General features: G+C 68.9%; 19 protein-coding genes and 1 pseudogene (1 of these 20 cut by a window edge). 6 read left to right on the forward strand and 14 right to left on the reverse strand.

What is annotated here, in order from left to right; genetic code table 11:
- From addA to KHC23_RS00570, 3 genes and pseudogenes are all read left to right on the forward strand, one after another.
- Nucleotides 1-686: pseudogene (gene addA, locus KHC23_RS00560) on the forward strand (double-strand break repair helicase AddA); it begins 2,761 nt to the left of the window's first position.
- Nucleotides 687-769: 83 nt separating this feature from the next.
- The gene (gene trxA, locus KHC23_RS00565; RefSeq protein WP_213368274.1) at nt 770-1,090 is read left to right on the forward strand and encodes a thioredoxin; all 321 of its coding nucleotides are present in this window, start codon (nt 770-772) and stop codon (nt 1,088-1,090) included.
- A gap of 142 nt (nt 1,091-1,232) precedes the next feature.
- The gene (locus KHC23_RS00570) at nt 1,233-1,739 is read left to right on the forward strand and encodes a DUF1993 domain-containing protein (protein WP_213368276.1); all 507 of its coding nucleotides are present in this window, start codon (nt 1,233-1,235) and stop codon (nt 1,737-1,739) included.
- Between the two features lie 15 nt (nt 1,740-1,754).
- Here KHC23_RS00570 and KHC23_RS00575 read toward each other — a convergent pair whose 3' ends face one another.
- Nucleotides 1,755-2,483, reverse strand: coding sequence for a hypothetical protein (locus KHC23_RS00575; RefSeq protein ID WP_213368278.1), 729 nt, complete (start codon nt 2,481-2,483; stop codon nt 1,755-1,757).
- A gap of 199 nt (nt 2,484-2,682) precedes the next feature.
- On the opposite strand from KHC23_RS00575, the gene KHC23_RS00580 reads away from it, so the two are divergent.
- Nucleotides 2,683-3,951, forward strand: a complete 1,269-nt coding sequence (locus KHC23_RS00580; protein ID WP_246544011.1) for an MgtC/SapB family protein — start codon at nt 2,683-2,685, stop codon at nt 3,949-3,951.
- Between the two features lie 285 nt (nt 3,952-4,236).
- On the forward strand, nt 4,237-5,835 hold the full coding sequence (locus KHC23_RS00585) for an alpha-amylase family glycosyl hydrolase (protein WP_213368282.1): 1,599 nt from the start codon (nt 4,237-4,239) through the stop codon (nt 5,833-5,835).
- A 19-nt stretch (nt 5,836-5,854) separates the two neighbouring features.
- Here KHC23_RS00585 and KHC23_RS00590 read toward each other — a convergent pair whose 3' ends face one another.
- The 4 genes from KHC23_RS00590 to KHC23_RS00605 form a co-directional block, all read right to left on the reverse strand.
- Nucleotides 5,855-7,522, reverse strand: coding sequence for an alpha-amylase family protein (locus tag KHC23_RS00590; protein WP_213368284.1), 1,668 nt, complete (start codon nt 7,520-7,522; stop codon nt 5,855-5,857).
- 155 nt (nt 7,523-7,677) lie between these two features.
- Nucleotides 7,678-9,270: an efflux transporter outer membrane subunit gene (locus KHC23_RS00595; RefSeq protein ID WP_246543951.1), complete on the reverse strand. Its 1,593-nt coding sequence runs from the start codon at nt 9,268-9,270 to the stop codon at nt 7,678-7,680.
- A gap of 46 nt (nt 9,271-9,316) precedes the next feature.
- Nucleotides 9,317-12,478: an efflux RND transporter permease subunit gene (locus KHC23_RS00600; RefSeq protein WP_213368286.1), complete on the reverse strand. Its 3,162-nt coding sequence runs from the start codon at nt 12,476-12,478 to the stop codon at nt 9,317-9,319.
- 9 nt (nt 12,479-12,487) lie between these two features.
- Nucleotides 12,488-13,753 carry an efflux RND transporter periplasmic adaptor subunit gene (locus tag KHC23_RS00605; RefSeq protein ID WP_213368288.1) on the reverse strand — a complete coding sequence of 422 codons (1,266 nt, stop codon included), beginning with the start codon at nt 13,751-13,753 and terminating at the stop codon, nt 12,488-12,490.
- Between the two features lie 107 nt (nt 13,754-13,860).
- Here KHC23_RS00605 and KHC23_RS24740 point away from each other — a divergent pair, with 107 nt between their 5' ends.
- Nucleotides 13,861-14,538 (forward strand): TetR/AcrR family transcriptional regulator, encoded by a 678-nt coding sequence (locus KHC23_RS24740; RefSeq protein WP_271188718.1) that lies wholly within the window; start codon nt 13,861-13,863, stop codon nt 14,536-14,538.
- Between the two features lie 51 nt (nt 14,539-14,589).
- On the opposite strand, the gene KHC23_RS00615 is transcribed toward KHC23_RS24740, so the two are convergent.
- From KHC23_RS00615 to KHC23_RS00655, 9 genes are all read right to left on the reverse strand, one after another.
- Nucleotides 14,590-15,555 carry an NAD-dependent epimerase/dehydratase family protein gene (locus tag KHC23_RS00615; protein ID WP_213368290.1) on the reverse strand — a complete coding sequence of 322 codons (966 nt, stop codon included), beginning with the start codon at nt 15,553-15,555 and terminating at the stop codon, nt 14,590-14,592.
- 109 nt (nt 15,556-15,664) lie between these two features.
- The gene (galE, locus tag KHC23_RS00620; protein ID WP_213368292.1) at nt 15,665-16,681 is read right to left on the reverse strand and encodes a UDP-glucose 4-epimerase GalE; all 1,017 of its coding nucleotides are present in this window, start codon (nt 16,679-16,681) and stop codon (nt 15,665-15,667) included.
- A 72-nt stretch (nt 16,682-16,753) separates the two neighbouring features.
- Nucleotides 16,754-17,869 carry a glycosyltransferase gene (locus KHC23_RS00625; RefSeq protein WP_213368294.1) on the reverse strand — a complete coding sequence of 372 codons (1,116 nt, stop codon included), beginning with the start codon at nt 17,867-17,869 and terminating at the stop codon, nt 16,754-16,756.
- 242 nt (nt 17,870-18,111) lie between these two features.
- Nucleotides 18,112-18,810, reverse strand: coding sequence for a YoaK family protein (locus tag KHC23_RS00630; protein ID WP_213368296.1), 699 nt, complete (start codon nt 18,808-18,810; stop codon nt 18,112-18,114).
- Between the two features lie 99 nt (nt 18,811-18,909).
- Nucleotides 18,910-20,013 carry an ABC transporter ATP-binding protein gene (locus KHC23_RS00635; protein WP_213368298.1) on the reverse strand — a complete coding sequence of 368 codons (1,104 nt, stop codon included), beginning with the start codon at nt 20,011-20,013 and terminating at the stop codon, nt 18,910-18,912.
- A 22-nt stretch (nt 20,014-20,035) separates the two neighbouring features.
- The gene (locus KHC23_RS00640) at nt 20,036-20,842 is read right to left on the reverse strand and encodes an ABC transporter permease (RefSeq protein ID WP_213368300.1); all 807 of its coding nucleotides are present in this window, start codon (nt 20,840-20,842) and stop codon (nt 20,036-20,038) included.
- Nucleotides 20,843-20,853: 11 nt separating this feature from the next.
- On the reverse strand, nt 20,854-21,711 hold the full coding sequence (locus KHC23_RS00645) for an ABC transporter permease (protein WP_213368302.1): 858 nt from the start codon (nt 21,709-21,711) through the stop codon (nt 20,854-20,856).
- Nucleotides 21,712-21,981: 270 nt separating this feature from the next.
- On the reverse strand, nt 21,982-23,013 hold the full coding sequence (locus KHC23_RS00650) for an ABC transporter substrate-binding protein (RefSeq protein WP_213368304.1): 1,032 nt from the start codon (nt 23,011-23,013) through the stop codon (nt 21,982-21,984).
- A gap of 103 nt (nt 23,014-23,116) precedes the next feature.
- Nucleotides 23,117-24,052, reverse strand: a complete 936-nt coding sequence (locus KHC23_RS00655; RefSeq protein ID WP_213368305.1) for a 2-hydroxyacid dehydrogenase — start codon at nt 24,050-24,052, stop codon at nt 23,117-23,119.
- Nucleotides 24,053-24,130 lie beyond the last annotated feature (78 nt).

The raw sequence follows: 24,130 nt of genomic DNA on the forward strand, positions 1-24,130 counted from the left end.
CCCCCGCCCCGGCGATGGCGCTGTCCGCGCCCGCGCCCGCCGCCGCTGCCGCCGACGCGGACGAGCGGGCATTGGCGCGGGTTCTCGCCCGTCCGGTGGCCGAGCCGCTGGCGCGGGCGAGCCTGCGCCCCTCTTCCGCCGACGTCTTCGCCGCTCTTCCCACCGGCGATGCCGCCCGGGCGCTGGAGCGCGGCGACCTGCTGCACCGGCTGATGGCAGCATTGGCGCCGCTGCCGGCGGAAGCGCGGGCCGAGCCCGGCCGCCGGCTGCTGACCTCGGCTTCGGACTGGCCGGAAGGCGCGCGCGAGGAACTGCTCGCCGAGGCGCTGGCGACACTCGCGCTGCCCGAACTCGCCGGCCTGTTCGCGCCCGGCAGCCTCGGCGAGGTGCCGCTGGCCGGCGAATTGGCGGACGGCACGCCGGTCTCCGGCCGGATCGACCGGCTGAGCGTGACCGAGGCGGGCGTGCTGATCGCCGACTTCAAGACCGACCGCCATGTGCCGCGCGCCGCCTCTGCCATGCCCCACGCGCATGTCCGGCAGGTCGCGCTCTATGCGCGGCTTCTGGCCCGGCTGTTCCCGGGCAAGGACATACGGGCGCTGCTGGTCTACACCGCCGGCCCGCAGGTGCACGCGCTCGACGGTGCGGCGCTGGAACGCGGGATGGAAAGTGTCACGTCGGGGTGACGCCGCCTTGACGCGGCGGGGGGCGGCTACCTACTTTCAATCCAACTTCTCCTGAAATCTCACGATTCTAGAAAGGTGTCCAAATGGGCGTCGAAAAGGTGTCGGACCAGAGCTTCGAGTCCGACGTGCTGAACTCCTCCGCTCCGGTGATCGTCGATTTCTGGGCCGAATGGTGCGGTCCCTGCCGCATGGTCGCCCCGGTGCTCGACGAGATCGCCGGCGAACTCGGCGACAAGGTGAAGATCGTCAAGCTCAACGTCGACGAGAACCCGGCCACGGCTTCCAAATACGGCATCATGTCGATCCCGACCCTGCTGCTGTTCAAGGACGGCCAGCTCGCCTCGCGCCAGGTCGGCGCGGCGCCGAAGGCCAAGATGCTGCAATGGGTCAACGGCGCGATCTGATCGCCCGTTTCCGCTGAACCCGATCAACCTCGGCCGGTCCTCCGCGCCGGGGTTTTTCTTTTCCCGCCGCGCTTCCAGACGTCACATGATCGGGATATAGCGCGTGCGATCATATCCTGTCCGCTCTATTTTGGAGACTTCCGTGTCGCTTTCCATGTATGAGGCCTCCGTCCCCGTCTTCCAGCGCGCGCTGGGCAACCTCGACGCCCTGCTGCGCCAGGGCGAGGAGCACGCCGCCGCCGCCGGCCTCGACCTTTCGGAACTGGCTGCCGCGAGCCTCGCCCCGGACATGTTGCCGCTCACCGGCCAGATCCAGAGAGCGAGCGATTCCGCCAAGTTCGCCGCCGCGCACCTGACCGGCACCTCCGGGCCGAGCTTTCCCGACACCGAGACCAGCTTCGAGGAACTGCACCAGCGCATCGCCGCGACGCTGGCCTATCTCGCCAGCGTCGATCCGGCCGATCTCGAGGGCAGCGAGACGCGCGCGATCGTGCAGAAGTCGCAGCGCGGCGAGCGGCACTTCGTCGGTTCGAGCTATCTGCTGACCTTCGCGCTGCCGAACTTCTTCTTCCACGTCACCACCGCCTACGGCATCCTGCGCCACAAGGGCGTGCCGGTGGGCAAGGCGGACTATCTCGGGGCGTTCTGACGCTTTGGCATCGGCTCACTCGGCGGTGCCGGGCGGGCCGACGGGCGGCGGAAAGGCGAGAATTTCCCGCGTATAGCTCTCCACCAGCGCGCTGAACGGCGTGCCGTCCGGCAGGGTGAGCACCGCGCGATGCTCCAGCAGGAAGGGCGGCAGGTCGAGCGGGCCGGGCCCGGCGGGCGGCAGCGCGGCGCCCATTTCCCAGCCCTCCGGCAGCGGCCGCCACAGCAGCCGCGCGGCGAGCGTGGTGCGGCGGAAGTCCAGCGGCTTCACCACCCGGCCGAACGAGGTGTCGGTGGTCTCCAGCGTCTCGTTCATCGCCGGTGTAAGAAGCCCCGGCAGGTACCAGTTGTCGGCCTCGGACAGCACCTTGTCGCCGCAGGTGAGCCGCACCCGGCGGTAGCGCACCGGCTCCTCCGCGCTCACCTTGAGCAGGGCGCGGATCGCCTCGCCCGCCGGCTTGTCCTGCCCCCGCACCCGGTCGGCGACGATGAGCGGCTTTTCGGCGAGGCGATGCGCCGCGCACCAGCGGTCGAGCGTCAGAGTGGCGCTGGCATGGGCCAGAAGATCGGCATTGAGGGTCTGCACCAGCGCCAGCGCGGCGAGGCGGCCGAGGGCATCGTCCGGCCAGGGCGGGGCCGGCGTGGCCCGCGCCGGCAGGGCGCCGAGGGCGAGGCCGACGAGAAAGGTCGCCAGCGCCCGCCGCCCGGCCCGGCGTCCCGCCGCGATGTTTGTTCGAGATCTCATCGCACCTCCCTCGCGGCCGCCCCTTCGCGGTACCGGGCAGGAAATGGCGCAACGGCTTGCGCTTGTCGAGGCCGGTCTGCGCCGCCGGCGCGGGGCGCGGCGCCTGCGTAGTCCCCCGCTTGCCGGGCGGCGCCGCGCGGGCGGATAGTGCGTGCCGGGGCGGCCACCGGCGTGGCCGGGGAGGCGTGCCGTGGACGAGATGGAGATCTTCCGCCGCATGGCGCTGGCGATCGCCATCGGCGCGCTGGTGGGCGTCGAGCGGCACTGGCGCGAGCGCGACGAGGATGAGGGCGCCCGCACCGCCGGCATCCGCACCTTCACCCTCATCGGCATGCTCGGCGGCGTCGCCGGCCTGCTGGAGCGGCTGCTCGGGCCCGCCGGCGCGCCGCCCGGGCTCGTGCTGGTGGGGTTCCTCGTCACGCTGACGGCGGTGTTCGCGCTGTTCCAGTATCGCGAGGAGGTCGCCCAGAACCGTTTCAGCGCCACCGCGGTGGTGGCGGCGATGCTCACCTTCGCGCTCGGCGCGCTGGCGCTGGTCGGCGACATGGCGCTGGCCTCGGCGGGCGGCGTGGTGCTGGCGGTGATCCTCGCCAGCCGGGAATTCCTGCACCAGGGCATCAAGCGGCTGCGCTGGGCGGAGCTGCGTTCCGCGCTCATCCTGCTGGCGCTCACCTTCGTCGTGCTGCCCATCGTGCCGTCGCAGCCGGTGGGGCCGTTCGGCGGCGTCTCGCCGTCGAAGATCCTGGTCATGGCCATCGTGCTGGCGGCGATTTCCTTCTGCGGCTACATCGCCGTCCGGCTGCTGGGCGATGCGCGCGGCGAACTCGTCGCCGGCACGATTGGCGGGCTGATCTCGTCGACCGCCACCACCGTCGCCAATGCCCGCAGGTCGAAGCAGGGCCCGGCCGTGCCGGCGCTGGCGGCGGGGGCGGTCAGCGCCGGCGGGGTGTCGCTGCTGCGCACGGCGTTCCTTGTCGTCTCGCTGCTCGGCCCGCTGGCGCCGACGCTGCTGCCGGCGCTCATCGCCGGGGCGGTGGCGATGTTCGCCATGGCGGTGCTGCTGGCGCGCGCCAACGCCGCCGGCGGCGAGGGGCGGGAGGCGTCCCGCCGAACGCCGAAGAACCCGTTCGATCTCGATTCGGTGTTCAAGATGGCGCTGCTGCTGGTCGGCGTCGCCTTCGCCGCAAGGGTCGCCAGCCAGCTCTGGGGCACGGGCGGGCTCTATGCCGCCTCGGCGCTCTCCGGCCTCGCCGATGTCGACGCGGTGACGGTGACGGTAGCCGGCATGCTGCCCACGCTCGACCCGCAGGTCGCGGCCATGGCGCTCGGTCTCGCCGTGCTCACCAACATGCTGGCCAAGGCGGTCTACGCCTCCGTCTTCGGCGCGCGGGATTTCGCGTTCACCCTGTGGGGCGCGACCGGCCTTGCCGCCGTGGCGGCCGCGGGCGCGCATTTCGCCCTGCGGTGAGAGGCGGCGGCCGGGGCGAGGTCGACGATCGAAAGGCGCGATTGCCGGGAAACACTTGCCGGCTTGAGGCGTTCCCCTCGGGCGGGCGCGGGAGCTGTCGCGGACGGCAATCTGGCGGCGCGCGACCCGAACCGGCATGCCGCGCGGCAGGTCGAGCGGTCTCAGCCGTCCCCGCCGCATCCAGCTTCACAATGTCGGGTTAAACCGGTGTGGACGGATCGAGACCTTCGCGCCCGGGCGCCGCACCCGCGCCGGGCAGGGCATGATGGAAAACCGGAGGCGCCGATGTCGCAGGCCCGTTGGTGGCAGCGCGGGATCTTCTACCAGGTCTATCCCCGCTCGTTTCAGGACACGAATGGCGACGGCATCGGCGACCTCGACGGCATCCGCGCGCGGCTCGACTATCTGGTCACACTCGGCGTCGATGCGGTCTGGATCTCACCGATCTTCCCCTCGCCCATGGCCGATTTCGGCTATGACGTCGCCGATTATTGCGGCATCGACCCGATCTTCGGCGACCTCGAAGCCTTCGACCGGCTGGTGGCGGATGCGCATGCGCGCGGCCTCAAGATCGTGCTCGACTTCGTGCCCAACCACACCTCGGACCAGCATCCATGGTTCGTCGAGAGCCGGGCCTCGCGTCACAATCCCAGGCGCGACTGGTACATCTGGCGCGATCCCGCCCCGGATGGCGGGCCGCCGAACAACTGGATGAGCAATTTCGGCGGGCCGGGCTGGACCCTGGATCCGGCCAGCGGGCAATATTATTACCACGCCTTCCTGAGGGAGCAGCCGGACCTGAACTGGCGCAACCCGGCGGTGCGCGCGGCGATGCACGACGTGCTGCGATTCTGGATGGCGCGCGGGGTCGACGGCTTCCGCGTCGACGTGATCTGGCACCTGATGAAGGACGCGGATTTCCGCGACAACCCGCCCAACCCGGAATATGAGCCCGGCGACCCCGATATCCGCCGGTTCATCCAGAGCCACTCGACCGACCAGCCGGACGTCCATCCGATCATCGCCGAACTGCGCGGCGTGATCGACGAATATGAGGACCGGGTGCTGATCGGCGAGATCTACCTGCCGATCGACCGGCTGGTGGCCTATTACGGCGCGAATCTCGACGGGGCGCATCTGCCGTTCAATTTCCAGCTCATCCACGCCAGCTGGAGCGCGCCGCGCCTCGCCGAACTGATCGCCGAATACGACGCCGCGCTGCCGGAAGGCGGCTGGCCGAACTGGGTGCTCGGCAATCACGACCAGCCGCGCATCGCCTCGCGGATCGGGTGCCGCCGGACGCGGGTGGCGGCGATGCTGCTACTGACTCTGCGCGGCACGCCGACCATGTATTACGGCGACGAGATCGGCATGGAGAACGTACCCATCGCCACCGAGGACGCGCACGACCCGTGGGAGAAGAACGAGCCGGGACTGGGCGTCGGGCGCGACCCCGAGCGCACGCCGATGCCGTGGGACGCTTCCCCCGCTGCCGGCTTCACCACCGGCCGGCCATGGCTGCCGCTGGCGGCGGACAGCGCCCGCCGCAACGTTGCCGCCCAGATGGAGGACCCCGCGTCGCTGCTCGGGCTCTACCGCGCGCTCATCGCCCTGCGCCGCGCCCATCCGGTGCTGCACGCCGGCACCTATCGCAAGATCGCGGCGCTCGGCGATGTGCTGGTGTTCCTGCGCGAGAGCGAACAGGAATGCGTGCTGGTCGCGCTCAATCTCGCCGAGACCGCGCAGGACGACATCCCGCTGCCGCCGGGCACATTGGGGCGCGTGCTGCTCTCCACCGCGCGCGACCGCGAGGAGAGGGTGGAGGGCCACCTCGCGCTGCGGCCCGATGAGGGCGTGATCGTGGCACTGGATGCGCGAATCTAGAGCCTGATCGGATCAGGCTCTAGAGTGCCGAGCGGCGGAAGGCGAAATCCAGCCCGCCCATGCGGAACCAGCGATAGCCGTAGGGCTCCAGGGTGATGTTGTGCCGGCCCTCGCCATCGGGCGCGCTGTGGTCGTCCGACAGCAGGTTGACGAGGCGGTTCGGCTCGCCTTCGGGCGGGGCGAGGGCGAAGTGCACGCTCACCCCCTCGGGATGAAAATTGTGCAGGAACAGGGCGACGTTGTTGCGCCACTCGTAGCGCAGGCACAGCACCGCGTCGTGGCCGACATCGACCACCTCGAACGTGCCCCAGCCGATCTCCGGTGTCTCCTGCCGCATGCGGATCATCCGTTCCATCCAGTTGAGGAACGAATCCGGGTCGCGGCGCTGGTCGGCGACATTCACCTCGCCATAGGCGTAGGCGCCCTCGGAGATGACCGGCAGATAGGTTTTTTCGGCGGCGCTGAAGCCGCCCTGCGGCTCGTTCGACCACTGCATGGGCGTGCGCGCGCAGTTGCGTTCGGGCAGGCCGAGGTCGTCGCCCATGCCGATCTCGTCGCCATAGCGCAGCACCGGCGTGCCGGGCAGCGACAGCATCAGGCTGTAGGCCAGCTCCATCAGGCGGCGATCGCCCTTCAGCATGGGCGTGAGCCGGCGGCGTATGCCGCGATCATAGAGCTGCATCGACTTCTTCGGCCCGAAGGCCTCGAACACCTTGCGGCGCTGGGCATCGGTCAGCCGGCCGAGGTCCAGTTCGTCGTGATTGCGCAGGAACAGGCCCCATTGCGCGGTCGCATATTCCGGCCGGGTGGCGTTGAGCGCCTTGACCAGCGGCTGCGTGTCGGCGCTGGCCAGCGCGTAGAACAGCGACTGGTTGACCTGGAAATTGAACATCATGTGCATCCGGTCGCCGTCGGCGCCGAAATACTCCATGTCGTCCTCGGGAAGGATGTTGGCTTCCGCCAGGATGATGGCGTCGCCGCGCCGCCATTGCAGGAATTCGCGGAAGGTGCGGAGCATGTTGAAGTGCTCGATCGGCCTGCCGTCGATTTCGGCGCCCTTTTCCGCGATGACGAAGGGGACGGCGTCCATGCGGAACCCGGAGACCCCCAGTTGCAGCCAGAATCCCATGATGCGCAGGATTTCCGCCTGCACATCGGGGTTGGCGGTGTTGAGGTCGGGCTGAAAATCGTAGAAGCGGTGGAAATAATATTCCTTCGCCGCCTTGTCATAGGTCCATGTGGTCTTTTGCACGCCGGGAAAGACCAGGCCTTCATTGGCGTTTCTGGGCTTCGACTTCGACCAGATGTACCAGTCGCGATAGGGCGAGTTCGGGTCCGCGCGGGCGGATTTGAACCACGGATGCTGGTCCGACGTGTGGTTCACCACGAGGTCGATGAGCACGCGCATGCCGCGCTGCCGGGCCGCGTGGGTGAACTCGACGAAGTCGCCGAGCGTGCCGTAGCGCGGGTCCACGCCGTAATAGTCGGCGACGTCGTAGCCGCCGTCGCGCCCCGGCGAGACCTGGAACGGCATCAGCCAGATCGCGGTGGCGCCGAGGCCGTGCAGATAGTCCAGCCGGCGCATCAGGCCACGGAAGTCGCCCACGCCGTCGCCGTTCGAATCCATGAAGCCTTCGACCGACAGGCAGTAGACGATGGCGTTCTTGTACCAGAGGTCCGTGATCACGCGCCGCGCTCCCGTTGATGTCCCCCCGGCGCAACGCATCATGCCGCGCAACCGTTCCGGCCGGCCACCGCGCGCCCGCGTGGGTGATTCGCCGGCTCACGGCTTGGCCACAGGTGCGCGCGGCCCCACCCGCGCGCCCTTCCGCCCTCATGCCCTCAATGCGCGAAGGCCTCCCCGATGCCCTGGTCCTCGCGCTCGCGCGGCTTCAGCCCGGCATGGTCGAGCGAGACCAGCCGCGGCGCCATCTGCGTGTCCACCACCGCCGGCGCGCGGTCGTCGACCGTGCCGGTCCAGCCCCCGCCCAGCGCCTTGTTGAGCGCGACATAGTCGGTGGCGATGGCGACCCGGCTGGTCAGCAGCGTGTCGTCGGCGGAATAGGCCGAGCGCTCGGCGTCGAGCACGTCGAGGAAGCTCGACGAGCCGCTCTGGTAGAGCGTGCGGGCCAGCGACACCGCCTGCCGGTAGGAGGCGGCGGAGGCGTCGAGGCTGCGATATTTTCGCCGCTCCTGCTGCAGCGCGACGCTGGCGTTCTCCACATCCTGCAACGCGCCGAGCACGGCGGCCTGGTAGGCGAGGAAATACTCGTCGCGCTGGGCCTGGGCGAAATCCACGGCGGCCTTGAGCTGGCCGGCATTGAAGATCGGGATGCTCACGCTCGGGCCGAAGCTCCAGCTTATGCTCGAACTCTTGGCGAGATCGCCGACCTTGGCGGCCGAGGTGGTGACCTCGCCGACCAGGCTGACATCGGGATAGCGCGCCGCCTCGGCTTCGCCGATCTTCGCCGTGTACTGCGCGTACTGGCGCTCGGCGAGCCGTACGTCGGGGCGCGCGCGCAGCACATTGGCCGGCACCCCGCGGGGGATCGTCCTCACCGGCGTGGGGATCGGCGCGCTGCGCTTCATGGTGTCGTTCAGCGCGCTCGGCGGCTGGCCGAGCAGGATGGCGAGCTGGTGCACGGTCTGCTGGTAGCTCGACTCCAGCTCGGGAATATTGGCCTCGGTGCTCGCCGCCTGTCCCTCGGCATTGGCGACGTCGACGGCGGAGGCCGAGCCGACCTGCAGCTTGGTGCGGGTCAGCGCGGCGGTCTCGCGCTGCGAGGCGGCGGTGCGGCGGGCCAGCGCGGCGCGGGCCTGATAGCCGCGCGCCTCGACATAATAGGTGGCGACGTCGCCGATCAGGGTGAGCAGCGTGTTGCGCAGCGTCTCCTGCGCGGCGTCCAGCCCATAGGTCGCCGCTTCCGCCGCGCGGCGGTTCTCGCCGAACAGGTCGAGTTCCCAGCTCGCATTGGCGCCGAGGGCGAAGGAATCGAACGGGCCGGAAACCGTCACGTCGCCGGTATCGGAGACGTTGGTGCCGTTGTCGGCGCGGGTATAGCTGCCCGAGCCGGTGACCGAGGGCGCCAGCGCGCCGATCGCCTGCCGCCGGGTGGCGCGGGCCTGGCGCACCCGCGCCTTGGCGGTGGCGACGTCGAGATTGCCGGCGACCGCCTCGTCGACCAGCCGGTTGAGCGTCTTGTCGCCGAGCCGCTCCCACCACCGGGCGAGGTCCGGCGGGCGGTTGTCCTGCTCCTCGCCGGTGGCCGTCACCGCCGGCGAGGCGGCGCCCCAGCGGGCCGGCAGCTGCAGGCCCGGGGCGCTGTAGTCGGGGCCGACCGCGCAGCCGCCGAGCAGCCCGGCGATGAGCAGCGTCGTCGCGAGGCGCGGTGTCGCGGCGCGGAGGGCAGGGCGCTTGGCGGGCGGGATCGGCATCGGCTTACCTGAAGAGTGGGAGAGGGACGCGGCGGGGCGGCGGGGCTCAGGCGGAGGGAGCATCGCGCGCCTCCCCGGCGGTGGACGGCGGGGCGGCCCCGGCCACCGTCTCCGGCGGCTTGCCGCGGAAGACGCGGCGCACGGTGACGAAGAGCAGCGGCACGAAGAACACGCCGAGCACGGTGGCGGCGATCATCCCGCCCATGACGCCGATGCCGATGGCGTTCTGCGCCCCCGAGCCGGCGCCGCTGGCGATGGCGAGCGGCGTCACGCCGAGGATGAAGGCGAAGGAGGTCATCAGGATCGGGCGCAGGCGCTGGCGCGCGGCGTCGAGCGTCGCCTCGACCAGCCCCATTCCGTGCGCCTGCCGCTCGATGGCGAACTCGACGATGAGGATCGCGTTCTTCGCCGCGAGGCCGATGGTGGTGAGCAGGCCGACCTTGAAATAGACGTCGTTGGTCTGGTCGAACAGCGAGGCCGCGAGCAGCGCGCCGAACACGCCGATCGGCACCGACAGCAGCACGGCGAAGGGGATCGCCCAGCTCTCGTACAAAGCGGCGAGGCAGAGGAAGATGACCAGCACGGAGATGGCGTAGAGCGCCGTCGCCTGGTTGGCGGAGAGCCGCTCCTGATGCGACAGGCCGGTCCATTCATGGTCGAAGCCCGGCGGCAGCCTGGCGACGATGCCGTCGATCGCGTCCATCGCCACGCCGGAGGACACGCCCGGCGCCGCCTGGCCCTGGATCTCCACCGCCGAGGCGCCGTTGAAGCGCTCCAGCCGCGGCGAGCCATAGGTCCAGCGGGTCGAGGCGAAGGCCGAGAACGGCACCATGGCGCCGTCGGCGTTGCGCACCTCCCATTTGGCCAGATCCTCCGGCTGCATGCGGAAATCCGCCGCCGACTGCAGATAGACCTTCTTCACCCGGCCACGGTCGAGGAAGTCGTTGACATAGTCGCTGCCCCAGGCGGAGGAGAGCGTGTCGTTGATGTCGGCCAGCGACACGCCGAGCGCGCTCGCCTTTTCCTGGTCGATGTCGACGACGAATTGGGGCTCGTCCTCCAGCCCGTTGGGGCGGGTGGCGACGAGTTGCCGGTCCTGCGCCGCCATGCCCAGAAGCTGGTTGCGGGCCGCCATCAGCTTCTCGTGGCCGGCGCCGGTGATGTCCTGCAGGTAGAAGCTGAAGCCGCCGGAATTGCCCATGCCCTGGATCGCCGGCGGGTTGAGGGTGAACACCATGGCGTCGCGCATGTGCAGCGCCGCCATCGCCCGGCCGGCGACGGCACTTGCCGACACGGCAGGGGTCTTGCGCGCGTCGAACGGGCGCAACTGCACGAAGGCGATGCCGAGATTCTGGCCCTGGCCGCTGAAGCCGAAGCCGTTGACGGTGAAAACCCCCTCGACCGCGTCCTTCTCATCTTCGAGGAAATGGGTTCGGACCTTGTCGAGCACCTGTTCGGTGCGGTCGGCGGTGGCGCCGGCCGGCAACTGCACCATGGTGATGAGCATGCCCTGGTCCTCCTCCGGCAGGAAGGAGGAGGGCAGCCGCGCGAACATCCAGCCCATGCCGACGGCGATGGCGAGGAAGACCACGAGGAAGCGGCCCGCGCGCGCCAGCATGCCGGCGGTGCCGCGGCGGTAGGCGTTGGTGGTGCGCTCGAAATTGCGGTTGAACCAGCCGAACAGGCCGCGGCTCTTGGCGTGCTCCTTCGGCGGCTTCAGCAGGGTGGCGCACAGCGCCGGGGTGAGGATCAGCGCCACCAGCACCGACAGCACCATGGCGGAGACGATGGTGACGGAGAACTGGCGGTAGATCACGCCGACCGAGCCGCCGAAGAAGGCCATGGGAATGAACACGGCGGAGAGCACGGTGGCGATGCCGACCAGCGCGCCGGTGATCTCGCCCATCGACTTGCGGGTCGCCTCCTTCGGCGAAAGCCCTTCCTCCTCCATCACCCGCTCGACATTCTCGACCACGACGATGGCGTCGTCGACCAGCAGGCCGATGGCGAGCACCATGGCGAACATGGTCAGCGTGTTGATGGAATAGCCGAACAGCGCCAGCACGCCGAAGGTGCCGAGCAGCACCACCGGCACGGCGAGCGAGGGGATCAGGGTGGCGCGGAAGTTCTGCAGGAAGACGAACATCACCACGAAGACGAGCACGATCGCCTCGAACAGCGTGCGCACCACCTCCTCGATGGAGAGCAGCACGAAGGGCGTGGTGTCGTAGGGATAGACGACCTCCACCCCTTCCGGGAAGGTCGGCTTCATCCGCTCGATGGCGGCCTTGACCTTCTCCGCCGTGTCGAGGGCGTTGGCGCCGGTGGCCAGATTGATGGCGAGGCCGCCCGCCGCCATGCCGTTATAGCGCGAGGAGGTGGTGTAGGTCTCCGCGCCAAGCTCCACGGTGGCGACGTCGTTGACCCGCACCAGCGAGCCGTCGGTGGTGCTCTTGAGGATGATGTTGCGGAACTGCTCGGGCGTCTGCAGCCGCGAGCGGGCCGTCACCGTGGCGTTGAGCTGCTGCCCGGCGCGTTGCGGCAGGCCGCCGAGCTGGCCGGCGGAGACCTGCGTGTTCTGCGCCTCGATCGCGCTCGCCACGTCGCTCGGCATGAGCTGGTACTTGGAGAGCTTCTCCGGGTCGAGCCAGATGCGCATGGCGTAGGAGGAGCCGAACAGCGTGGTCGAGCCCACGCCCTCGATGCGCCGCAGCGTGTCGTTGAGCGTGGAATCGACATAGTCGGACACGTCGGTCGAGGACATGCCCCCGTCCGTCGACACGAAGCCGATCACCATCAGGAAGCCGTCGGAGGCCTTGTCGACCGAGATGCCGTTGGTCTGCACCACGCTCGGCAACTGGGGGGTGACGAGCTGCAGCTTGTTCTGCACCTGCATCTGGGCGATGTCGGGATCGGCCGCGTTGGTGAAGGTCAGCGTGATCGTGGCCTGCCCGGTCGAGAGCGAGGTGGCCGACATGTAGTCGAGATTGTCGATGCCGGTGAGCCCCTGCTCGATGACCTTGGTGACCGAGTTCTCCACCGTCTGGGCGTCGGCGCCGGGATAGGAGGCGGTGACGCTGACCGTGGGCGGGGCGATCTGCGGGTATTGCGCGATGGGGAGCGTGTTCAGCGCCAGCACGCCGCCGAGCATGATCAGCAGCGCGATGACCCAGGCGAAGACCGGGCGGTCGATGAAGAAACGGGACATGGACGCGCCTCAGTTCGATGTGGTGGTCGAGACGCCGGCGGAAGCGCCGGCCGCGGCCGACAGGCCACCCGGAGCGGGCACGGCGCTCTGCTGGCCGCGCTCGCGCACCTCGCCGGTGGTGTCGTCCACCACCACGTCGACCGGGGTGACGTCCTGCCCCGGCCGGGCGAACTGGCTGCCCTCGACGACGACGCGGTCGCCATCGCCGATGCCGCTGTCGACCAGCCAGCTATTGCCGACGCTGCGCGACACCGCGAGCACGCGCTGCTCGACCTTGTTGTCGGCGTTGACCACCAGCGCCACCGGCTCGCCCTTGGTGTTGCGCGTCACGCCGCGCTGGGGAACCAGGAAGCTGTCCGGGGCCACGCCCTCCTCGATGAGGGCGCGCACATACATGCCGGGCAGCAGCAGCCGGTCGGGATTGGGAAACCGCGCCCGCACGCCATAGGTGCCGGTGGTCTGGTCGACATAGGCCGAGGTGAATTCCAGCGTGCCGGGATGGGCATAGGTCTCGCCATTGTCGAGCTTCAGCCGCACCTTCACCGTGTCGCCGGAGATCTTGATGCGCCCGTCGCGGATCGCCTGCCGCAGGTTGAGCAGGTTGGTGCTCGACTGGGTGACGTCGACATTGATCGGGTCGAGCGTGCGGATGGTGGTGAGCACCGTGGACTGGCTGGCGGTGACGAGGGCGCCGGGGGTGAGCGAGGACTTGTCGATGCGCCCGCCGATCGGCGCGGTGATGCGGGTGTAGTCGAGATTGATGCGGGCGGTTTCCACATCCGCCTTGGCGGCGGCGACGTCGGCCCTGGCCTGCGCCAGCGAGGCGACGGCGTCGTCATAATCCTGCTTGCTCACCGCGTTCTGCTTGATCAGCCCTTCATAGCGGTCGACCTTGGACTGGGCGCTGGGCACCGCGGCCTGCGCCTTCTGCAGCGCGGCGATGGTGCTGTCATAGGTGGCCTGATAGCTCGCCGGGTCGATCTGGTAGAGCGCGTCGCCCGCCTCCACTTCCGAGCCTTCCTCGAACAGCCGGGCCTTGATGATGCCGCCGACCTGCGGGCGCACCTCGGCGACCAGCGAGGCGGTGGTGCGGCCGGGCATCTCGGCGGTGATCGCCACCGATTGCGGGCGCACCGTCACCACGCCGACCTGCGGCCGGCCCTGCGCGCCCGGCCCCTGCGGCGCGGCATCCTGTCCGTCGCACCCGGCCAGCACCAGAAGAAGGGCGAAGGTGGTGGCAAGGAGCGCCGAACGCTCGGAACGATATGACGCCAAGGTGAATTCCTCATATAGAGTACCATTGAGTATCAATATTCTCTGTCGTATGGTCCTGTCAATCGGCGGCCGCGTGGCGCGCCCGGGCTGGGGAGGAAACCGTTTCCGTGTCAGACGTTTCTATCGAGGCGCGGGCGCCGCAGCGCCGCTCGCGGGGGCGCCCGAAGACGGCGCCCGATGCCACGCGGCGGACGCAGATCGTGGCGCAGGCGCTGCAGATTTTCCGCGAACTCGGCTATGCCGGAATGACCACGGAAGCCGTGGCCGCGCGCTGCCAGATATCGAAGACGACGCTCTACCGGCTGTTTCCCAGCAAGACCGAGCTCATGGCGGGGATTGTCGAGACGCACATAAAGAGCATGATCGACCTGCCCCGCGACTATGGCCAGCTACCTCTGGCGCAGGCTCTCGACCTCATATTCTTCAACGACATCGACGACGAGGCCGATCGCGAGCGTTTCGCCTTCCTGCAGTTTCTCTTTCTGGAAGCGGCGGTGAACCCCGAGCTGAACGAGATTTCCGACAAGTTCGGCCGCCATGTCGTGCTCAGGCTGCTCACCGACTGGATCGACCACCAGCGGACGCTCGGCCGGATCGACGTTCCGGACGCGCGCGATGCCGCTTCCATGCTGATGGACATGGTGGGAGGCTCGATTGCCCTCACCCGCGACGGCCGGATGCAATGGCCCGGCAGCGAGCGGCGCCGCGCCTATGTGCGCGAGTGCATCCGGGTGTTCCTCGGCGGGGTGGCGACGCGGCCGGAACCCGCCGGCGGCGCGGCCTAGCGCATTTTCACGCGAAGTGGGTTCCGGTTCGGGCGACCTGGAGACCGGCGGTCAGTCGAACCGCCCCGCCGAATCGCGTTGCCAGCGTTCGAGCGCCGAGGGAAGCTGCCCGCGCGGCGCGCGCCCTTTCGCTTTCAGCCAGCCCGGCCGGATGTCGGTGGAGCGCACCAGCTTCATCACGCGGTCGGGGTGAATCCCGAGGCCCGCGCGCGAAAGCGGCTTCAGCAGCATCGCCAGGCCCAGCACCAGAAAGCGCGGGATCACGAAGGTTCTGGCTTTGGTGAAATGCGCCTGCCGGAACGCCGTGACGATGTCTTCGAGCGTGTAGCCGTCGGGGTAGCAGCCGTTGAAGAGGACGTATCGCTCGTCGAGCGAGACGGCGAAGGCGATGGCCTCCAGCAGGTCCTCGACATAGAAGCAGGCTTTCACCGTGTCGGTCCGGCCCGGATAGATGAAGATGCCCTTCCGGAGCAGGCTCGCCAGTCGGGTGAAGTTGCCGCCCTCGGTGTGCCCGAAGATCACCGCCGGGCGGCAGATGACCAGGCGGCGATCCTCATTCTCCGCGGCCCACGCCCGGTGGATGCCTTCCGCCAGCCATTTCGACCAGCCATAGGCCGAGTTGGGCTGCGGCGGCGTCGCCTCCTCCTTGGGTTCCTCGCTCGGCCCATAGACCGAGATCGAGCTGGTGAACACGATCGAGGTGACGCCGTGGCGGCGGGCGAAGGCGGTCACCTCGGTGGCGCCGCGAATGTTGGTCTCGTAATATTCGTGGGTCTCATGGCCGGGCGTCGTGTGCACGGCGGCCAGATTGTAGATGCGCCCGATCGGACGGTCGAACGACAGGCCCGAGAGGTCCCGCACATCGTGCGTGAGATAGGAGACCCCGGGGACCCGGATCTTCGGCGCGCGAATGTCGATGCTGATCAGCTCGCCGGCCTCCTCTCCGGCAAGGCGCCGCAACAGGTGCGAGCCGATGAACCCGCCGCCGCCGAAAACGATGATTGCCTTGCCATTCATGGTTCGCGCTTCTCGGTTCGCGGTGCCTTGCGGAGAGCGTCCCGCATCCTGCGGGAGCCCCGCCGGCAGCATAGGCGCAATCTCACGCGGTCTTCACGACGGCGCATGCTCATTCGCTCTCCTTGCCGTCATTGCGGTGCCAGAAGCGCGGCAGCAGGTCGCGATGCGCCCGCCAGCCATCCTCGATCATCGCCGCCAGCGAAGAGCGCGCGGGCTGCCAGCCCAGTTCCCTTCCCGCCCGGTGGCTGCCGCACACCAGCCGGGCGGCGTCGCCCGGACGTCGCGGGCCGACGGCGACGGGAATGGCGTGTCCCGTCACCGCGCGCGCCGCCTCGATGACCTCGCGAACCGAAAACCCCCGCCCGCTGCCGAGACAGAACACGCGGCTGACCTCGCCGGCCAGCAGCCGTTCGAGCCCGAGAAGATGCGCCTCGACCAGGTCCGACACATGCAGATAATCGCGGATGCAGGTGCCGTCCGGGGTCGGGTAGTCGGTGCCGAACAGGGTCAGCGACGGCCGGCGGCCGGCGGCGACATCCAGCAGCAGGAGGATGAGATGGGTTTCCGGGTCGTGGAACTCGGCCGTCTCGCCCTCGGGATCGGCCCCGGCGACATTGAAATAGCGGAAGATCACCGGCCGAAGCCCGGCGCTCGCGGCGAAATGCCCGATCATCTCCTCGATCGCCCGCTTGGACGCGCCATAGGCGTTGGCGGGGCGCTGGGCGGTGTCCTCGTCCAGCATCACGCCATCCTGGTCGCCATAGGTGGCGCAGGTCGAGGAGAAGATGAGGTTGGCGCAGCCTGCGGCGATCATCGCCTCGATGAGGGTCAGCGAGGCGTTGATGTTCTCCCGCCAGTACCGGCCGGGATCGCGCTCCGCCTCGCCGACCTGGCTCAGCGAGGCGAAGTGCATCACCGCCACCGGCCGCCAGCGCGCGAACACCTCGTCCAGCCGCGCCCGGTCCATCAGGTCGGCGACCTCCAGCGGCCCGAACCGCACCGCCGGTGCCCAGCCGGTGGTGAGGTTGTCGACCGTCACCGGCGTGTAGCCGGCACGCGCGAGGGCCTTGCACGCATGCGCGCCGATATAGCCGGCGCCGCCCGCCACCAGCACGTTCCCGCTCATCGTTTCCGCACCGAATCCCGCCTGTCGCAGGCGTCCCGACCGCTTGAACCTGACATGCCCGACACGCCGCGCTCAGGAGACATGCGCGGTGTCGATGCCGGCGGCGCGCAAGGTCGCCTGCAACCCCTCGCGGAACGCGGTCTCGTCGAAGCGCGCCGCATGGGCGACCAGCGGGGCGGCATCGACATCCACCAGCCCCGCCGCCTCGAAGCCGCGCACCGCCGCGACCAGCCCTTCCACCGATTGCTCCTCGAACAGCCAGCCGGTCTCGCCATGAACCACCGTCTCCAGCGCCCCGCCACGGCCATAGGCGATGACCGGCCGGCCCGAGGCCATCACCTCGACCGGCACCATGCCGAAATCCTCTTCTCCCGGAAAGATCAAGGCTTTGCAGCGTGCCATATGGCTGCGCAGGGTGGCGAAATCGACCTTGCCGAGGAAGCTGACATTGGCCGGGCGCCCCGCCTCCAGCCGCTTGCGGGTCTTCTCCGGTCCGCCGATCACCACCAGCGGCATGCCCAGTTGGCGAAACGCCTCGATGGCGATGTCGGGGCGCTTATAGGGCGCGAGTTCGCCGGCCCAGAGATAGAAATCCCCCCGCTCGGCCCTCGGCGCCGGGGAAAACGCGGCGACGTCGACCGGCGGGTAGAGCACCTGCGCCTCGCGCCGCCAGTATTTGCGGATGCGCGCCGCGACATGGTTGGAATTGGCGAGGAACTGGTCGACCCGCGCCGCCGAGGTGACGTCCCAGACCCGCAGGGGCGGGGCGAGCAGCGGCATCATCAGCCGGGCCGCCAGCCCCGCGCCGCGGCGATAGGTGTGGTACTGGTCCCAGAGATAGCGCATGGGCGAGTGCGTGTAGCAGAGATGGAACGCGTCCGGCGCCGCGATCACGCCCTTGGCCGGCCCGGCCTCGCTGGAAATCACCAGGTCGTAGCCGGTCAGGTCGAGCCCCTCCAGCGCGCCGGGCATAAACGGCAGGTAGGATTGGTAAAGCCGCCGCGCGAAGGGCAGGCGGGCGAGCGAGGTCTCGCGGATGCGATGCGACCTCAGCAGCGGGCTCACCGCCTCGGGCACATAGACATGGGTGAAGATGTCGGCCTGGGGAAACATCCGGCAGAGCGCTTCGAGCACCTTTTCGCCGCCGCGCATGCCGACCAGCCAGTAGTGGATGATGGCCACCTTCATCCCATCGGCCCCCGACTCATGCCGCGTCTCATGCCTCGTCCCCATTTTGCAGTGCAACGGTACTACGGGGAGGTGACGGCAGAGAGTCAACGTTCCTGCCAGTTTCGGCCGCCAAATTTCGGCCGTCTGCCGCCGCCGCGCCGTGTTTTTCCAGAGCTTTTTCCCTGGCAGGTTCCGACATGCCGCCATCGTCGGCCTGAAGCGGGCGTCGCCGCACAGGGGCGCCACGCGCCGCGCCCGGCTCAGCCCTTGCCGGCACCCCTTGCCGGCGCGGCCGGGTCGACCGGCAGGACGAAGATCTCCGCCACCGCCACCAGCGGCGGCACCAGAAAGCACCACACGCCCACCAGAAGATACAGCAGCGCCGCCATGGCGCAGCCGGCGGAGAAGCTGGCGAGGAAGACGCCGAAACGGCGCAGCCGCCCGCGTACCTGGCCCGGATCGGCGCCGGGATGCGGCTTCCACAGATGGGTCAGGTCCAGCAGAAGCTGGGTGATGGTGCCGGTCATCACGGTGGAGGGCGGCGCATCGGTCAAATGGGTGCGGTGCAGCGCGTTCTGCAGCGCCATGGCGCTCACCAGCGTCATCCCCATCATGACGGCGCTGGCGCTGTCGGCTTCCAGCGGCGCGCCGAGCTGGATCGCCACCAGCGCGGCATGGGCGAGCAGGATCAGCTTGGCCGCCATCAGGATGCGGAAATCGTCGAGCCCGCGTGTCACCAGCGCCCGGCTCAGCAGCCGCGCCGCGATGACCACGAAGCAGAACACCGGCACCGCGATGATCTTGGAGATGGAGGGCATCCGGCCTTCGGCGATGGCGGCGGCGAAGGTGACAAGATTGCCGGTGACATGGGCGGTGAACAGGCCGTGCAGGGTGACGAAGCCGGCCGTGTCCACGAAGCCCGCATTGAAGCAGAGCAGGGCGGGGAGAATGTATTTCATGGATGTGACCGGCCGGGGAGGGGCGCCGCAGGAGAGCAGCGCAATACCCCCGCCCTGCCGGGCCGGTCAATCGGGAACGGGCCGCGACCGGCCACGCGCTCAGGGCGCCGCCAGCAGCACCGCCTGCCCGATATCCAGCACCAGCGCGATGGGCGCGCCGATGGGGTAGGCGCCGACGATCTCGGCGCCGGTGACCCGGGTCTCGATGAGGCCGATCCCCTCCACCTCCACCCGGGTGATGGTGTGCGAGCCCTGGTAGATATGGGTCGTCACCACGCCGCGGACGACGTTCGCCACGGTCTCGTCCGGCAAAGCCGGGCGCACATGCTCGGGCCGCAGGAAGGCCCGCACCTGGGCGCCATGCGCGAACCCCCGGTCCGGCCGCGCCGGCGCGACCAGCCGGCCGGCGCCGGGAAGCGCCAGCGCCGCGTCGGTCCCGTCGATCTCGTAGCGCGCCACCGGCAGCGCGTTGATCTCGCCGATGAAGGAGGCGACGAAGCCGTTGGCCGGGGTGCGGTAGAGTTCGATCGGCGTCGCCACCTGCTGCACCTCGCCCCGGTTCATCACTACGATGCGGTCGGACAGGCTCAGCGCCTCGCCCTGGTCGTGGGTGACGAAGATGGTGGTGAGGCCGGTCTTGCGGTGCAGGTCGGAGAGTTCGACCTGCATCTGCGCCCGCAGATTCTTGTCGAGCGCGGAAAGCGGCTCGTCGAGCAGCAGCACCTTGGGGCGGATGACCACGGCCCGGGCCAGCGCCACGCGCTGCTGCTGGCCGCCGGAGAGCTGGCTGACCCGGCGCTCCTCGAAGCCGTCGAGCTTCATCATCTCGATGGCGCGGCGCACCTCGGCCACGATCTCCGCCTTGGCCATTTTGCGCATGCGCAGGCCGAAGGCGATGTTGTCGAACACGTTCATGTGCGGGAACAGCGCGTAGGACTGGAACACCATGCCGATGTCGCGCCGGTAGGGCTCCACGCCGGTGATGTCGTCGCCGTCCACCACGATCTTGCCGGCGGTGGGGGTGAGGAAGCCGGCGATCATGCCCAGCAGGGTGGACTTGCCGCAGCCGGAGGGGCCGAGCAGCGTCAGGAACTCGCCCCGTTCGATCTTCAGCGACACGTCGGCGACGCCGACCGCGCTGCCGAAATCCTTGCGGACCCGGACAAGCTCGACGGCGGCGGGGACGATGGGGGTCTGGGTCATGAGCGGCGGCCCTCTGGCAATGTCAGTGCGTGTCGATCGCCAGTACGCGGCGCAGGCCGAAGGCCCGGTCGGCGATGAACATGATGAGCGTGGTGGCGATGATCAGCAGCGCCGAGATCGCCGACACGGTCGGGTCGGCATATTCGCGGATGTAGTTGTACATGGCGACCGGCAGGGTCTGGGTCCGGCTGCCGGTCACATAGAGCGAGGCGGTGAACTCGGTCAGCGACAGCACGGCGGCGATCAGCCAGCCGCCCGCCATGCCCGGCAGCACCAGCGGCAGCTCGATCCGCGTCAGCACATGGAACGGCGAGGCGCCGAGATTGGCGGCGGCGCGGGTCAGGTCGGGGTCGATATTGGCGAGGCTGACATAGACCGCGCGGGTCACGAACGGCATCACCAGCACCATGTGCGCCAGCACGATCATCACATAGCCCTGCTGCAGCCCGAACGCCCCGCCGAGCAGCAGGAATCCGAAGCCGAGGGTGAAGTGCGGGATGATGAGGGGCGACCACAGCACCGCCTCCAGCAGCCCGCGCCCGCGGAACGTGTAGCGATGGACCAGCCAGGCGAAGGTCGAGCCGACGATCAGCGCCGCCGTCGAGGCGAGGCTGGTGACGATCAGCCCGTTCTTGAACGCCCGCTGGAAGTCCGGGTAGGTCAGCGCCTTCTCGTACCACTGGAACGAGATGCCCTCGGGCGGAAAGGCGAGGATCTCGGTCGGGTTCACCGAGGTCATCAGCACCACCAGCGTCGGCAGCGTCATATAGGCGAGGATGGCGACGACGAGGCTCCAGAAGCCGAGGGAGCGCAGGCGGTGAGAGGTCATGGCGCGCTCCATCAGCCGATCGCCAGCCGTTTTTCGAGGCGGCCGGTCAGGGATTTCATCAGCACGAGGCTGCCGAGCGCGGCGATCAGCGCGATCAGGCTCAGCGTCGCGGCGAAGGGCAGGTTCAGCACCGAGAAGCCCTGGAGATAAACGAGGTTGGAGATCATCAGCACCTTGCCGCCGCCGATCAGCTGCGGGGTGGAAAAGGCGCTCATCGTCCAGGCGAACACCACCACGATGCCCGAGAGGATGCCCGGCAGGGTCAGCGGCAGGGTGATGCGCCAGAACACCGCGCCGGGGCTGGCGCCGAGATTGGCGGCGGCCTTCTCGCAGTCGCGGTCGACATGGCTGATCGCGGTGGCGAGCAGGATGATCATCACCGGCATGGAGAACTGCACCAGCGCCACCACCACGCCGAGGCGCGTGTACATGATCTGCAGCGGCATATCGATCAGCGAGAGCTTGCGCAGCATCGAGTTGATGAAGCCGTCCGAGCCCAGCATCAGCATCCAGGAGAAGGTGCGCACGATCTCGCCGGTGAACAGCGGGGTGATCGACAGCGAGACCAGCAGCGAGCGCACCCAGTCGCGCTTCGCCCGCACCAGCGCGAAGGCGACCGGGTAGCTCAGCAGCAGCGAGAACACCGCGGTCAGCAGGCTGATGTAGAAGGTGTCGAGCAGCACCCACCAGTAGATCGGCCGGTTGATGCGGGTGAAATTGTCCAGCGTGAACCCGCCGACATTCAGCGAGCCGGGCACGAATTCGCGCACGCTGTATTGCAGCACCTCGAACAGGGCGGCGGCAAGGATCACCGCCGTCACCACGGCCGGCGCCAGGAAGGTGATGAAGAACGGGCGACGCTGGATCATGGGTCTCGAACGATCGGAGGCAGGGGGGCGTTGTCGTGCGTGCTTCGAGACGCGGGGCGATGCCCCGCTCCTCAGCTTGACGAGGGTGGGGGGGGCGGCAGTGCCCTGCCCCCGTCCAGCCCCCGCCATGGGCAGGCCCGCGCCATCCTGAGGTGCCCGGCGGCGCCGGGCCTCGAAGGACGCAGGCGCTGTCCCCGAGCGCCCGCCGCGCCCTCGCCTCAACCCTCTCCCCGGGGGAGAGGGCGCGGGATGACGCGGCGATCGGATGCCTCAGTGCATCATGTTCTCGGTGAACCACGCCTTCCACTGCGGCAGCAGGGTGGCGTAGGTCTTGTCCTCGAGCACGATGGTGCCCTTCTCGATCGCTTCCTGGCTGGTGAAGATGCCGGGCAGCTTGGCGATTTCCGGGTCGAGCTTGGCCTCGGCCGTCAGCGGCGAGCATTTGTGGAAGTTGCACAGTTGCGCCAGCATTGCCGGCTCCAGCGCGATGTTGAGGAACTGCTGCGCCAGTTCCTTCTTCTTCGAGCCGGCATTGATGCCCCACACGTCGGTGCCGGCGACAGCGCCTTCCTTCGGCACGTCGATCTCGACGTCCATGCCGAGCTTTTCCAGGTGATAGCCGTTGATGTTGAGCAGCACCTGCACCGGGGTTTCGCCGGTGCGCATCAGGTTCTGGCTGGTGGCGTCCGACTGGTAGAACGCCTTGATGCTCTTCTTCAGCTCGATGAGCTTGGGCTTCACCTGATCCCATTCCTCCGGCTTCACGCCGGCCAGCCTGGTGGCGGCGATGATGATGTGGGAGGGATCGAAATCCGGCAGGCCGAGCTTGCCTTCCACGGCCGGGCTCCACAGGTCTTCCCAGCTCTCGATCTTGAAGTCCTTCGGCATCAGGTCCCTGCGGAAGGCCGGGGTGTAGACGTAGACATAGTCGGCCACTGTGTAGTCCGAGCGCTTCGCCATCGGGTAGAGCTTGTCGGCGTTGGGGATCTTCGCCCAGTCGAGCTTTTCCATCAGCCCGTCGGAATAATAGAGATAGCCGACATGGGCGGTGGTGTTGATCAGGTCGGATTCGGGGTTGTCGCGCGCCACCTTCGCCTTGGCCAGGCGGTCCAGTGTGCCGCCGGTGATGTACTCGACCTCGACGCCGGTGCGCTTGGTGAATTCCTTGCCGATGATCTCGACGCCCGCCTTCCAGTTGCCGCCCCAGGTGCTGACGACCAGCTTCTCCTGAGCCATGGCGGAGGTCGCGGCGCCGGTGGCCATGACGGCCAGGGCACCCAGTGCAATGCACAGCTTCTTCATGTTCCACCTCTTTGATTGGGGCGGCGCGCCGCCCGGATAAGTCTGGCTGCCCGGCTTGATGCGGGCTTGCTTGGCGCGCGGGTCGACGCGGACGTCGAACCGGTCAGTAGCCGCGACCGGGGTCGACCTCGTGCAGCGGCGGAAGTCCCCGCCGCACCCGGCGGATGCTCTCGGCGACGTCGCGCGCCGCCAGCTTCGGTACGGTGATGCTGGCGAGGTGCGGCGTGATCAGCACATTGTCGAGGCTCCAGAACGGATGCCCCTGCGGCAGCGGCTCGGTCTCGAACACGTCGAGGGTCGCCTCGCCGACCTGCCCCGAGCGCAGCGCGGCGATCAGCGCCGCCTCGTCGACCACCGCGCCGCGCGAGGCGTTGATGAATTTGGCGCCCTTCGGCATCAGCGCGAATTCCGCTGCGCCGAGCAGGCCGCGCGAATCCGGGGTCAGCGGCAGCAGGCTGACGATGATCTCGTTTTCGGCCAGCACCCGCTCCAGCCCGTCGCGGCCGGTATGCGAGGCGACGCCGGGAATGTCCTTGGGGCCGCGCGACCAGCCGCTCACCGTGAAACCCATGGAGGCGAGCATGCGCGCGGCCGGGCCGCCGAGTTCGCCGAGGCCGAGCACCGCCACCCTGATCTCCGAGAGCGCGCGCGGATGCACATATTCCCACTCGCCGCGCCGCTTGGCGCGCTCGAACACGGGAATGTCGCGGGCATAGCGGGTGACGGCGAAGACGACATAGCTGGTCATCATCGCCACCATGCCGGGGTCGGACAGGCGGGAGAACTTCACCGGCACCAGGTCGTCGCGCCGTACCAGCGCATCGACGCCGGCGCCGAGATTGGTGACAAGCTGAAGATGGGGGAAGCGGGCGAAGAAGCCCTTCGGCGGCAGCCAGGCGAGGGCGTAGCGGATCTCCGCCGCGTCGCCGATGTCGGGGTCGACGCGGAAGTCGAGGTCCGGCAGTTCGGCTTCGAGCGCCGCGCGCCAGGCGCGCGCATCGTCGACCGGACTGTAGAAGACCAGCGCGTCCCGGCTCATGAAAGCGACTTGCCCGACATCATGAGGGCAACGTCACGCACGGCCGCGCATGGCGCCGGACATGTCCACGCTTCATCA

The organism is Ancylobacter dichloromethanicus (genome assembly GCF_018390645.1).
GTDB lineage: Bacteria > Pseudomonadota > Alphaproteobacteria > Rhizobiales > Xanthobacteraceae > Ancylobacter > Ancylobacter dichloromethanicus.

What these genes read in the sequence shown, in the direction of transcription:
- KHC23_RS00580 (WP_246544011.1), top strand. Translation starts at nt 2,683, where the DNA reads ATGGAGATCTTCCGCCGCATGGCGCTGGCGATCGCCATCGGCGCGCTG.
- KHC23_RS00615 (WP_213368290.1), bottom strand. Translation starts at nt 15,555, where the DNA reads ATGAATGGCAAGGCAATCATCGTTTTCGGCGGCGGCGGGTTCATCGGC.
- KHC23_RS00575 (WP_213368278.1), bottom strand. Translation starts at nt 2,483, where the DNA reads ATGAGATCTCGAACAAACATCGCGGCGGGACGCCGGGCCGGGCGGCGG.
- KHC23_RS00655 (WP_213368305.1), bottom strand. Translation starts at nt 24,052, where the DNA reads ATGAGCCGGGACGCGCTGGTCTTCTACAGTCCGGTCGACGATGCGCGC.
- KHC23_RS00625 (WP_213368294.1), bottom strand. Translation starts at nt 17,869, where the DNA reads ATGAAGGTGGCCATCATCCACTACTGGCTGGTCGGCATGCGCGGCGGC.
- trxA (WP_213368274.1), top strand. Translation starts at nt 770, where the DNA reads ATGGGCGTCGAAAAGGTGTCGGACCAGAGCTTCGAGTCCGACGTGCTG.
- galE (WP_213368292.1), bottom strand. Translation starts at nt 16,681, where the DNA reads ATGAGCGGGAACGTGCTGGTGGCGGGCGGCGCCGGCTATATCGGCGCG.
- KHC23_RS00650 (WP_213368304.1), bottom strand. Translation starts at nt 23,013, where the DNA reads ATGAAGAAGCTGTGCATTGCACTGGGTGCCCTGGCCGTCATGGCCACC.
- KHC23_RS00595 (WP_246543951.1), bottom strand. Translation starts at nt 9,270, where the DNA reads ATGCCGATCCCGCCCGCCAAGCGCCCTGCCCTCCGCGCCGCGACACCG.
- KHC23_RS00600 (WP_213368286.1), bottom strand. Translation starts at nt 12,478, where the DNA reads ATGTCCCGTTTCTTCATCGACCGCCCGGTCTTCGCCTGGGTCATCGCG.
- KHC23_RS00630 (WP_213368296.1), bottom strand. Translation starts at nt 18,810, where the DNA reads ATGAAATACATTCTCCCCGCCCTGCTCTGCTTCAATGCGGGCTTCGTG.
- KHC23_RS00645 (WP_213368302.1), bottom strand. Translation starts at nt 21,711, where the DNA reads ATGATCCAGCGTCGCCCGTTCTTCATCACCTTCCTGGCGCCGGCCGTG.
- KHC23_RS00635 (WP_213368298.1), bottom strand. Translation starts at nt 20,013, where the DNA reads ATGACCCAGACCCCCATCGTCCCCGCCGCCGTCGAGCTTGTCCGGGTC.
- KHC23_RS00640 (WP_213368300.1), bottom strand. Translation starts at nt 20,842, where the DNA reads ATGACCTCTCACCGCCTGCGCTCCCTCGGCTTCTGGAGCCTCGTCGTC.
- KHC23_RS00585 (WP_213368282.1), top strand. Translation starts at nt 4,237, where the DNA reads ATGTCGCAGGCCCGTTGGTGGCAGCGCGGGATCTTCTACCAGGTCTAT.